Annotated in this window: 9 protein-coding genes; all 9 read left to right on the forward strand. The window is 37.4% G+C overall.

Annotation, left to right across the window (positions count from 1 at the left end):
• Positions 1–9: 9 nt before the first annotated feature.
• Positions 10–2,370: a PDZ domain-containing protein gene (locus tag GXM17_RS14580; protein WP_163400059.1), complete on the forward strand. Its 2,361-nt coding sequence runs from the start codon at positions 10–12 to the stop codon at positions 2,368–2,370.
• Positions 2,371–2,399: 29 nt separating this feature from the next.
• Positions 2,400–3,770: an alpha-L-fucosidase gene (locus GXM17_RS14585; protein ID WP_163400060.1), complete on the forward strand. Its 1,371-nt coding sequence runs from the start codon at positions 2,400–2,402 to the stop codon at positions 3,768–3,770.
• 100 nt (positions 3,771–3,870) lie between these two features.
• The gene (locus GXM17_RS14590; protein WP_244307408.1) at positions 3,871–4,824 is read left to right on the forward strand and encodes an SGNH/GDSL hydrolase family protein; all 954 of its coding nucleotides are present in this window, start codon (positions 3,871–3,873) and stop codon (positions 4,822–4,824) included.
• A 219-nt stretch (positions 4,825–5,043) separates the two neighbouring features.
• A complete protein-coding gene (locus GXM17_RS14595) occupies positions 5,044–5,295 on the forward strand; it encodes a type II toxin-antitoxin system ParD family antitoxin (RefSeq protein WP_163400061.1) in 252 nt (83 codons plus the stop codon).
• Positions 5,288–5,581, forward strand: a complete 294-nt coding sequence (locus tag GXM17_RS14600) for a type II toxin-antitoxin system RelE/ParE family toxin (RefSeq protein ID WP_163400062.1) — start codon at positions 5,288–5,290, stop codon at positions 5,579–5,581. Before GXM17_RS14595 ends, GXM17_RS14600 begins: the two co-directional genes overlap by 8 nt.
• A 583-nt stretch (positions 5,582–6,164) precedes the next feature.
• Positions 6,165–7,301 carry an ImmA/IrrE family metallo-endopeptidase gene (locus tag GXM17_RS14605; protein ID WP_163400063.1) on the forward strand — a complete coding sequence of 379 codons (1,137 nt, stop codon included), beginning with the start codon at positions 6,165–6,167 and terminating at the stop codon, positions 7,299–7,301.
• Positions 7,301–7,798 (forward strand): DUF4411 family protein, encoded by a 498-nt coding sequence (locus tag GXM17_RS14610; protein ID WP_163400064.1) that lies wholly within the window; start codon positions 7,301–7,303, stop codon positions 7,796–7,798. Before GXM17_RS14605 ends, GXM17_RS14610 begins: the two co-directional genes overlap by 1 nt.
• A gap of 642 nt (positions 7,799–8,440) precedes the next feature.
• Positions 8,441–9,835: an alpha-L-fucosidase gene (locus GXM17_RS14615; RefSeq protein ID WP_163400065.1), complete on the forward strand. Its 1,395-nt coding sequence runs from the start codon at positions 8,441–8,443 to the stop codon at positions 9,833–9,835.
• An 81-nt stretch (positions 9,836–9,916) separates the two neighbouring features.
• Positions 9,917–12,643 carry an endo-acting ulvan lysase-like protein gene (locus GXM17_RS14620; protein ID WP_163400066.1) on the forward strand — a complete coding sequence of 909 codons (2,727 nt, stop codon included), beginning with the start codon at positions 9,917–9,919 and terminating at the stop codon, positions 12,641–12,643.
• Positions 12,644–12,762: the final 119 nt, after the last annotated feature.

Raw genomic sequence — 12,762 nt, forward strand, 5'->3', positions numbered from 1 at the left:
TTGCAATAAATGAAAAGAATAAGTACGATAATGGCTCTTTTTGCGCTGTGTATTTCATACGCCATACCGCCTCAATCGGTGACGATTTATGTGTCGCAAAAAAGCACTACAAAAGGCGATGGTTCCAAGGAAAAACCTTTTGAAACCTTACAAGCGGCCATTGCCAAAGCAAGCCATGTAAAAGCAAAAGAGGCAAATGCCGCAGTTATAATTCATATTTTACCTGGCGAATACCGCTTGGCCGAAGCGATTGTGATTCCACCCGCCTTAAGCGGACTGACAATAGAAGGAACCGATGCTTCAGAAGTGAGCATCAAAGGTTCGGTGGTGCTGAAAACAAAATGGAAAAAATACAACCAAAACATCTATGTAACGGCAGTTCCTGAAAATGTGGATTTCGACCAATTGGTTGTCAATAACAAACCTCAAATTTTAGCGCGTTATCCCAATTATGACGAAAAAGCGCAGTATTGGCAAGGTTTTGCTGCCGATGCCATTTCGAAAGAACGCATCGCTACTTGGAAAAATCCCAAAGGCGCTTATTTTCATGCACTGCATAGCGGTAAATGGGGCGGTTTTCATTACGTTATCACCGGCGTAAACAAAGATGGAACAGCTATTTTAGAGGGCGGTCAACAAAACAACCGAGGTTCTAAACCACACGAAGAATACCGTATGGTGGAAAACGTTTTTGAAGAGTTAGACAGCGCGGGCGAATGGTTTTTGGATAAACAAAAACACCTATTATATTATTGGCCAACAAAAGAAGTAGCGCTTTCAGATGCGAAAATCGAAGTATCTGTACTAAAAGATTTGATTCAGTTAGTAGGCACATTGGAAAATCCAGTGAAAAATGTAACCATTAGCGGAATTACCTTTAGTCATACGCAGCGTACCTTTCTGGAAAAATTTGAGCCATTATTGCGCAGCGATTGGTCTATTTACCGTGGTAGTGTCTTGTTTTTTGAAGGAACCGAAAACTGCGTGGTCAAGGACAGCGAATTTGCTTATTTAGGCGGAAATGTCATCATGGCAAGCAAATACAACAAAGGATTGCAAATTACAGGCAACCATATTCACGATAATGGCGCCAGTGCGGTTTCCTTTGTTGGAGATGCTTCGGCAGTGCGTTCCCCTTCGTTCAATTACGGAAAATTTGTGCCTATGGCCGAAATGGATACACTTTCAGGACCTAAAAACGAATTGTATCCGCGTGAATGCTTGGTCAAAGATAATTTAATTCACCGAATAGGTAGAACCGAAAAACAAACTGCAGGCGTTCAAATATCGATGGCTATGGACATTACCGTAAGTCATAACAGTATTTACGATGTGCCTAGAGCAGGAATCAATATTGGCGATGGGACTTGGGGAGGTCATATTTTAGAATTTAATGATGTGTTCAATACGGTATTGGAAACCAGCGATCACGGTTCGTTCAATTCTTGGGGCAGGGATCGTTTTTGGCACCCCAAACGCAATGTGATGGATAGTCTAACCACCGCCAATCCGAACATGCCCAAGTGGGATGCGATTAAAACAACGATTATCCGCAACAACCGTTTTCGTTGTGACCACGGCTGGGATATCGATTTAGATGATGGTTCGTCGAATTATCATATTTACAATAACTTATTGTTGAATAGCGGATTGAAATTAAGAGAAGGTTTTTACCGTGTGGCCGAGAATAATATCATGGTCAACAATTCACTGCATCCGCATGTGTGGTTTGCCAAAAGCGAAGACGTTTTCAAACACAACATTGTTAGCGATGCGTACCAGGATGTAGGTTTGTTGGGTTGGGGAAAAGAGATGGATTATAATTTTTTTCCAAATGAAGAATCGATGATGAAATCGCAATTGTATGGCAGGGATAAAAACAGTGCCTATGGCGATCCAAAATTTAAAAATCCCGCCCAAATGGATTTTAGCGTGGCAGCTAATTCACCTGCGTTAAAAATTGGTTTCAAAAATTTCCCGATGGATCAGTTTGGGGTTCAAAAAGAAGCTTTCAAAAAAATAGCCAAAACGCCCGAAGTTCCCGTAATCAAAGATCCATCTGAAAAGAAAAGCAGTCCAGAGGTGGCTTGGTTGCGCAATAACCTTAAAAGTGTCGATTCAGAGCAGGAACAATCCGCTTATGGATTAAATTCGCCAGAAGGGGTAATTGTATTGCGTATTTGGAATCAAAGTCCAGCGGTAAAAAATGATGGCATCAAAAAAGGCGATGTAATTCTACAAGCAGCAGGCAAGAAAGTCAAAAACGTACAAGATTTTTTCAAAATTAATTTGGAAAACAAAACAGACCAACTGGCTTTGGTAGTTATGCGAAATCAAGCCGAAAAAGAAATCACTATTAAAACAAAATAAACCCAGAATCAATTTAAAAACAAAAGAAAATGAAAATAGTTAATCGATTAGTAGTTCTTGTATTAGTTACGTTATTAAATGTAAATACGGGAGTTGCTCAAAGTAAATCAAAAGTAAAAAAGCTGTCCGACGACGAGCGTATGGCGTGGTGGCGCGATGCCAAATTTGGAATGTTCATCCATTGGGGCGCTTACTCGATTATTGGGGGGGAACGCGGTACTAAAATTGCAGGCGGTGGCGCAGAGTGGGCCATGGACAAACTGGATTATACCGTGAAGGATTACGAACAGTTTCCTAAAATGTTCAACCCTACCTTGTTTGATGCCGATGCTTGGGTAAAAATGGCCAAAGACGCGGGGATGAAGTATATTGTCATTACCTCAAAACACCACGAAGGTTTTGCGTTATGGGATTCAAAAGTATCTAATTATGATGTGATGGATACGGCACCCTTCAAAAGGGATGTGATCAAAGAATTGTCTGTCGCTTGTAAAAAAGCAGGGATTATTTTCTGTGTGTATTATTCGATTGTAGATTGGCATCATCCGCAAGCGCAAGGCAATTTGTATCCTAATTATAACATTGCTCAACATGATGATCCATCGGTAGTGAATCCTGAATTTCCACAATATTTTAAAAACTACATGAAACCTCAGGTCAAAGAATTATTAACGAACTATGGCGATATAGGCGTGGTTTGGTTCGATGGCGATTGGATTTCAGATTATACGACGGAGATGGGGAAAGAATTGTACAATTTCATTCGTGAGATTCAGCCGAATACGATTGTAAACAATAGAGTCGATAAAGGAAGAACCGGAATGGACGGAATGAACAACAAACCGGGACAGTTTGCGGGTGATTTTGGTACGCCTGAGCAAGAAATTCCAGATACAGGAATTGCTACTGATTGGGAAGCTTGTATGACAATGAATGGCACTTGGGGTTATAAACCATCCGATACGAATTGGAAAAGCAGTGAAGATTTAATTGAAAAATTAGTCGATATTGTTTCTAAAGGCGGTAACTTTTTATTGAACATCGGTCCTGACGGTTTCGGAAGATTTCCAGCAGAAAGTATTCGCCGTTTAGAGGCTATGGGACAATGGACCAAGAAAAACGGAGAAGCTATTTATGGCGCTTCGGCCAGTCCTTACGAAAAACCAAAATGGGGACGCTATACTAAAAAAGGCGATGTACTATATGCTCATGTTTTTAACTGGCCAAAAGATGGATTGTTAAAACTAAATAAAGACATTAAATTCAAAAAAGTGACTTTGTTGACGAATCCAGGAGTAGCGTTGAATGCACTAAAAACTTCAAGCGAAGTAGTGGTAGATGTACCAATGATGTCTCCAGACGCTCCCGTTACGGTTGTGAAAATTGAGTTGGCTAAATAATAAAAGCATTCGGTAGCTTAAAAAAGGCAAACAGCGATGAGTTGTTTGCCTTTTTTTTCATAAAAATCCAATAGTTACACAAACGAAAATAATGTTCAGAATGAAAATTTACAAGAAATTTTTAATGATTGCCATGGGCTTTGTATTTCAAATAAGTACTACAGTGGCACAGCATATCACTTATGCAAAACCTGACTGGGGAACCTATTCCGCTACCGAAGATGGTTTTGTGTTGGCGAATGTGATGCATTGGCCAGAAGATGGTAAATTAGTAATTGATAGAGCGATTAAACCACGACAGGCAACGTTACTAGCGGAACCATCAAAAAAACTAAAAACAGTACTAATCGACGGAAAACTGACTATTTTTTTGCCAGAAAAGGCAAGGAGCGCTGAAGTTACAGTAGTCAAAATTCAATTAATTCCGAATGACGATTGGGCGAATCTGAATAAATATAAATTAGCGAATAGCGATCTCAAAAAAAACGAAATGAAGGAGAATAGCGTAGTGTTCATGGGGAATTCCATCACCGAAAGATGGGTCGATTTTGATCCTGATTTTTTTACTCAAAACAATTACATCGGTCGCGGTATTAGCGGACAAACGACTTCTCAAATGCTGTTGCGATTCAAACAAGATGTGATTCAATTGCATCCGAAAGCAGTGGTCATTCATGCTGGAACCAACGACATTGCGGGTAACACAGGGCCAATTACTGTAGCTGAAATTGCCGAAAATATTTTTTCTATGGCCGAATTGGCTAAAGCCCATAACATAAAAGTCATAGTAGCATCGGTATTGCCGGCCAGCAGTTATTCTTGGAGTCCTTCTATTGAACCCGTTGCGAAAATCACGGAGCTAAATAACTTGCTTCAAAGCTATGCCCAAAAAAACGAACTAGTGTATTTGGATTATTATTCGGCTTTGGTTAATGAGGATAAAGGCTTGAAAAAAGAATACGGTCGCGATACCGTGCATCCTAATTTAGAAGGGTATAAAGTGATGGAACCTTTGGCAAAAGCAGCCATCAATAAGGCTTTAGGAGAAAAATAAATCTAGGGGATTTTAGTATTGTTAATGGGTGTTTATGATTTCAGCTCGATTGGCGTTACTGAAAGGAACCGATTCTAATACTTCCGAGTAACGCCTATACAACCCAATTTGGGTAGATGGCGTTACTATCTAGCGGGTATAATGAAATATTTGACATTCCATAAAAAAACGTAATAATTTGAAAAGTTACCAGTTTTTGGTAACTTAGCAAAAAAAATTATGGGACGAAATACTTCTATATCGCTTGGTAATCATTTCGAAAGTTTCATTGAACAAAGTGTAAATGATGGAAGATTTAATAACGCTAGTGAAGTTATCAGAGCCGGTCTTCGACTTTTAGAAGATGAGGAAAATAAAATTGTAGCTTTAAGAAAAGCAATCAATGATGGAATTGAAAGTGGACGTGCAGTAGATTTTGATGCAAAAAAACATCTTGACATTTTAAAAGCAAGAAGAAAATCAAATGGCTAAATATTATTTAACGAATAAAGCTGTTGATGACTTGTCTGAAATTTGGGATTATACAATCGAAACATGGTCTGAAATTCAAGCTGAGAAGTATTACGAATTACTTATGGCATCATGTAAGGATTTAGCAAATAATCCCGAACTTGGTAGAAACTATGATATAGTAACTAAAGGAATATTAGGTTTTAAATCAGGTGAGCATATTATTTTCTACTCAATTATATCAAAAACCGAAATAGAAATTGCAAGAATTCTTCATGGAATGATGGATTTAAAAAGTAGAATATAAGGAACCTTACATAGCACACGCTGCAAGCAAGCTGGGCATTTGGCTTAATTTGAAGATGATTTTGTATTTGGAAATTTGTTCTTAGCCGAAAGTTTAGGTTTCCATAATTCCAGCCTGCATGTAGCGCAGGAACATTGCACATTTTAACCGAACTTCAAAAAAATTCGGCTTTGGTAAACGATGAAAAAGGTTTGAAAAAAGATTACGGTCGCGATACCCTGCATCCTAATTAGAAGGATATAAAGTGATGGAACCTTTGGCAAAAGCAGCCATCAATAAGGCTTTAGGGAAAAAAATAAAAAGCAGGAGGTTTTTAGTGTCAAATCGTACTGTTATTTGGCGTTTTATGATTTCATCTCGATTGGCGTTGCTGATAGGAACCGATTCTAATTGGAGTAATAAATTTCTTTCTGATGATTTATAGTAACAATTTTAGTTTTATATTTGGAGCTATTAGGCTACCGGGTGGCCTATAAACCCGAATTTGGATCGATGGTGCTACTTTGTAGCGGGTATAAAACGAGTGATGGGCAATATTATTCCCACAATACTCGGTATTAAAAAAAACAATTAGATTTGTATCATGAGTACTAGGGTTGAAAATATCAATAAAAATATTATAGAATGGGCTATCGTCAGAAATGGTAATAGCGTTGAAGAATTCTATGAGCAAAACCCGAATGTCGAAAGTTGGACAAAAGGAGATAAAAATCCAACAGTAAAACAACTTGAAGATTTTACTCATAAGGTTCATGTCCCTTTTGGTTACATGTTTTTAGAAAATCCTCCAATTGAAAAGGTCCCATTGCCTTTTTTTAGAACTGGAAGTGTTAATGAAACAAACAAGGTCAGTTTAAATGTTTTTCATACAATCCAAAATATTCTAGATAGACAAAATTGGCTTACAGAATATCTAAATGAATTAGATTTTCCAAATCTTAATTTTATAGGTAAATATAATATTGACGATAATCATAAAGTCATTGTAAATGACATTAGAAATATTTTAAAATTAGATTTGGATTGGGCAAGTAAACATAATACATGGGAACAAGCTCTTGACTTTTTAACAAACCAAATTGAAGAAGCGGGGATTATTGTGACATTTAATGGAATTGTAGGAACAAATACACGAAGAGTAATTGATGTGAATGAATGCAGAGGTTTTGTTTTAGTTAACAGTAAAGCTCCTTTCCTTTTTATTAATTCTGCTGATGCCAAAGCTGCACAAATGTTTACATTAATTCATGAATTAGCTCATGTTTGGCTTGGAAAGAGTGCAGGATTTGATAATCAAAACTTAATTCCAGCAAATGACCCTATTGAAATTCTTTGCGACAAAGTTGCTGCTGAATTTTTAGTTCCAGAGATTATTTTTATGAATAAATGGGAAGTTGTTAAGGACTTTGGAATTCTTAGTAGAATTTTTAAAGTAAGTCAAATTGTAATTGCTCGAAGAGCATTAGATTTGAATCTGATTACAAAAATCAATTTCCTCGAATTTTATAATCAGTATATGGCAGATTTTAAATTCAAAAAAAGTAATCAAGGTTCAGGGGGGAATTTCTATGCAACTGCAAGAAAAAGAGTAAGTTTAAGATTTGCTTCTTTTGTTAATAATGCAGTTAAAGAAAACAAATTGCTTTACCGTGATGCTTATAAATTAACAAACTTAAAAGGTGAAACATATAATAAGTTTGTAACTGAATATCTTTATTAATGAAAAAGTATTTATTAGATAGCAATATTTTTATTCAAGCTCATAGAATGTATTATCCTTTCGATGTTTTTCCAAGTTTTTGGAATAAACTTCTTGAATTATCAGAGAGCGGCATTATAATAAGTATTGACAAAGTGAAAAAAGAACTTTGTGACAATTCTAATCAAGACCAATTATCTCAATGGTGTGATCAAACAATTAATAATTCTTTTTTCTGTGATTCAACAATATGTGTAGATAAATATTCAGAAATAGCAAAATGGACTGCTAATCATCCTCATTTTCAACAAAGTGCCAAAGACGAATTTCTTTCTACAGATTTAGCTGACCCTTGGCTAATTGCTTATGCTATGAAAAACGATTGCATAATTGTAACACATGAAATAAGCCAACCACTGAGAAGAAATAGAATTAAAATACCTGAACCTTGTATGCATTTCGGAATAAATTATTTAACTCCTATCCAAATGTTAAGAGAGTTAAATCAGACCTTTTAGGAAATACTGCCCTTAACACTTCTTACGCCATTTGCGAATTTCGGGGAATTACAGTTTCGCATCAAATTTTCGTAAAGCAGAAAAATGAGCGATTATGAATTCCCATCATCTCAAAGTCGCAAACCGTTTTGCATAATTTAACCCACCTTCAAAATACCATTTCCATTAGACAAGAAATATATAGATGAAACGGATGGGAATTAAATGTAAAATTTCCATCTGAATTTAACCGAATGATAAAATCAAATGGTGGAGAATTATTGATTTAGGAACAGTTTGAACAACATCCATTTTTTTACAAATTTCATAAAAATGATCAAATAGTGCATCCTCCGATAGGAGACAACAAGCGAAAACCCCAAAATGACTGCCCTTTGAGTAAAATAGAACGTAAAAAATCATAGTTTACAGGAATTGAACCATGATTTAAAAGGATTTTCATTAAAATAGAATAACATTGTTTCAGCAATTTCTGTTGTATTCAATGTTATTTTTTTTTGAAGTCAGGAATGAAAAATGAAACTATAATTGAACCTTTATTAAACAAATCGACATTATAAAAATGCATTTCAAAATACCCTGTCTTTTAGTTAGTATTCTTCAAAATGAAAAAACTTAAAAATTTTGAAAGCAAATAAGTATATGAAAAAAATCCAGATTTTTAGAAAAACGATTGTACTAGCGAGCTTATGTTTGGTGTTGACTTATACTACTTCGGCGCAAGTGAATCCTGATGGTACTATTGATACAGGCGATACAGTTGCAAATAATAAATTAAGGTCAGAGGAGTCTCCTGAAAAAGTTGCGAAACGCTTAGCATGGTGGAACGATGCCCGTTTTGGGATGTTCATTCACTGGGGCATTTATGCTCAGGATGGCTGTTTCTGGAACGGAAAAGACGGTCGCTCAGAACACATGATGCGAAATTTACAAATTCCAATTGTCGAGTATCAAAAGATTGCTACTCAATTCAATCCCATTCAATTCAATGCTGATGAATGGGCTAAAACAGCCAAAAATGCAGGAATGAAATACATGGTTATCACCGCCAAACACCATGATGGTTTTGCCATGTTTGATAGCCCCAGTATTGACTATAATATTGTCAAACAAACGCCTTGGAAGCGGGATCCAATCAAAGAATTAGCTGCGGCTTGTGCCAAACAAAATTTGAAATTTGGGGTGTATTATTCGTTAGGTCGCGATTGGCATGATCCCGATTGCAATTCAAAAGACGGTTGGCGCAGTAATACATGGGATTTTCCAGAGGAAGGTAAGAAAGATTTTTCGAAATATTTTGAGCGAAAAGTAAAACCACAAATTACCGAGTTGATGCAGCAATACCATCCGGCCATTATTTGGTTTGGCACACCCGAATTGATTACTTTAGACCAAAGTCGGGAATTACTTGCCTTGATACGTTCTATTGATTCAAAATGTATTGTAAACCAACGAGTAGGAAACCGTTTGGGCGATTATGCCGTGAAAGAGCAAAAAATTCCAGTAGGCGGTGAGCCAGACCCGTGGGAAACTTGTATGACCTTGAACGGAGCTTGGGGTTATCACAAAACCGATACCAATTGGAAATCAGCGGATTCGTTGGTACACAGTATGGTAGACATTGCTAGTAAAGGCGGTAATTTGTTGCTGAATGTAGGGCCAACTGGCGAAGGAATTATTCCATTACGTTCGGTTCAGCGTTTGGAAGAAGTGGGGGACTGGCTCAAAGTGAATGGCGAAGCGATTAATGGAACTACTTCCAGTCCGTTTGGAATTCTAGACTGGGGACGCTGCACTAAAAAAGAGCAAAACGGGAATACCATTCTTTATTTTTCGGTTTTCAAAAGACCTACAAATGGCCAAATACCATTGCCTAAATTTTCCAATACAATCAAGAAAGTAAGCCTTCTCTCGACCAATAAATCCTTAAAAAAAGAAGAAACAACAGCAGGTGTTGTTGTTACAATACCATCGATAAGCAATGAGGAAAGAGTAAGTGTTGTGAAGGTCGAATTAAAAGGGAGTTTAAAAACATAAAAGCAGCAAATCCAATAAAAAGCGTTTATCGCCTTTTTATTTAGCACGATAATTAAAACCAAAAAGAAAGATCAAAAAAAGATGAAAAAAGCATTATTACTAATAGCATTCATTTCCATAAGTACCGCCACGCATGCACAGATTCCGCTTCCGCAGCAGTTAGAGCAAGGCTACCCCCGCATTTATATCACGCAAAAAGGAAAAAAAGACCTTCAAAAAACCATCAAACAGGAAGCTTGGGCGCAAGAAGTACTCAAAGGCTTGCATAAAAATGTAGATCAGTATGTAGAGCGTCATGTCACAGATAAGGAATGGATGGTGTCGCGTTTGCAAATGTATTGGAAAACGAAAGCGACCAATGTCTATGTAAACGGAATTAACTATTCGCATGCCGATGGAGAAGCACCCGTACCAACCGTTAAATTTGTTGGTTCTCGCGATTATACTAGTATCTACGGAAAGCCAAAATTAGAAGACGTGATGCCTTATATGGATGATCCGCGAGGTATTTATTTGCCTAACAAGAGTAAAAAAGGATCGCCGTTTGAATGGGCTGAAATTGCACAAACCGGAAGAGCCATTTACTCTATTAATGAAGAAATTATCGGCTTGGCCAAAGAGGCTTCTTTTTTGTATTGGTTGGAAAATGACGAGCGTTTTGCCCAATTTTCTCATGATATTTTTCATACCTATATGGAAGGGATGTCCTACCGAAGCGAACCTATCGATTTGATGAACGGACACATTCAAACCTTGGTGGGTTTTACAAACTTTCAGGTCATTCACGAAGGGGTGTTGATAGATATTGCAGAGCTTTATGACTATTTGCATCAATATATCGAAGCCAAACATCCATCGGATATCAAAATGTACGATGCTACTTTAAAACGTTGGATTGACCAAATTATCAAAAATGGAGTGCCACAAAACAATTGGAACTTACACCAAGCCAAAACCATCTTGAAAGCAGCTATGGTTTTGCAGGATAACAAGCATTATGAAGACCAAAAAGGACGCGAATATTATATCAATTATATCTTGAATGTGACTTCGCCTCGACAATGGTCTCTAACCAAGTTTATCGATTATGGGTATGATAAAAACAATGGTGTTTGGGCGGAATGTCCAGGTTATTCACAAGGGGTGACCAAAGATTTAACCAATTTTATCAGGGATTTTGACACTACTTTCGACGAAAATCTATTGCCTTATACTCCTGTGATCCCTAAAGCAGTAAAAATGCTGCCGCAGTATTTGTTTCCTAATGGCGAAACCGTTGCGTTTGGAGACTCTAATTATGCACCGCTATCAACAGAAGCGATGAGTGATATGATTCGCATTGCCCAAAAGAACAAAGACAGCAAACTGGAAGAAGAATTTACAGGCATGTACCGACTCTTTTCAAAGAGCAACGAAGATTCGGAGCATAAAAGAAAAGCAAAGGTAGCGGTAGCTTCGTTTTTTGCCAGTAAACCTTTAGAATTGAATCCGAAATTTAAAACCGGAAACATTCAAGATTATATTACCCAAACATTTTATGCGCCCAATGTGAGTTGGCATGTACAACGTATGGGGACTGGGAAAGATGGAATGATGGTGTCTTTAAATGCTTCACTTGGAAATCATATGCATGCCAACGGAATCAACATGGAATTGTACGGAAAAGGATTTGTGCAAGGCGGTGATCCAGGCAAAGGGGCCAGTTATTTGCAACCGATTTATTTGGAATATTATTCGCAATTTCCGGCACATAACACGGTAATGGTGGACGGCGTTTCCTCTTATACGGAAATGTTGAGTTATCATGATTTTGATTTAATGGGACAATATCCAAAATCAGAACAAAAACAAGGATTTTACCCTAATATTACCTATTCGGATGTGTATTTTTTAGAACCCGAAACCCGCAGCGATCAAAGTCGTTTGGTGAGTATCGTCAAAACAGCTGCAACAACGGGTTATTATGTTGATGTTTTTCGTTCTAAAAAACAACGCAAAGGCGATAAATTTCACGACTATTTTTACCATAATCTAGGACAAAGCATGCAAATCTCGGATGGGTCTGGCAAGGCTTTAAAGCTTACGCCAAGTGAAGAAATGGGCTTTGCAGGCGGTCATTTGTATGCTTTTGATTATATGTGGGACAAAAAATCGGTAAAAACCAACCAAGATTATCAGGTAGAATGGAAAATTGACATGCCCGAAGGAAAAGAAGATATTTTCATGAATTTGTGGATGAAAGGAACGGAAGGACGAGAAGTGTTTACTATAAAATCGCCACCCAACAAAGCCTATCATGGCGGTGGTGGCGGTTTGCCTTATGACGTAGAAAAAGAACCCTACCTCACTTTTGCAGCGCGTCAGCATGGCGAGGCATGGAACCATCCTTTTATCTCTGTTTACGAACCATTTACATCGGCTGATGGGAAAAGCATAGCCAACATTTCAAGCTTTGAGGATGAGAACAAAAGTAGCGATTTTGCAGGTCTGAAAGTAACGCACAAATCCGGTAGAGAAGATTTTGTTTTCTCTTCGACCCACGACCAAATGGCCAAATACAATGGTATGAGTTCCAATGCAGCGTATGCTTTGATTGGGACAGAAAAAAATGGTGATTTTGTGTTGTTTATGGGAAATGGAACCGAATTAAAAACAAAGAATTTTACCATTAGTGCTAAAGAAAAAGGAAATGTGGTAGTCGAAAGCAAAGCGGGGAAACTGTATATTCATAACGAAGTGCCTGTTACGATTACTCACAATAAAGAAGAAAAACAATTGAGTGTAGGGCAATATCGATTGATGCCATAGTGCAATTGCCTTTAGCGTTAGCTAAAGAAAGTTTTACAGCAGTGTAAAGGCTTTGGCCGAAAGAATCCTTTCGGCTGAAGCCTTTGTTATTTTAAAACAAATCCCTTTTCGGCTTTTTG

The organism is Flavobacterium fluviatile, assembly GCF_010645065.1.
Taxonomy (GTDB): Bacteria; Bacteroidota; Bacteroidia; order Flavobacteriales; family Flavobacteriaceae; genus Flavobacterium; species Flavobacterium fluviatile.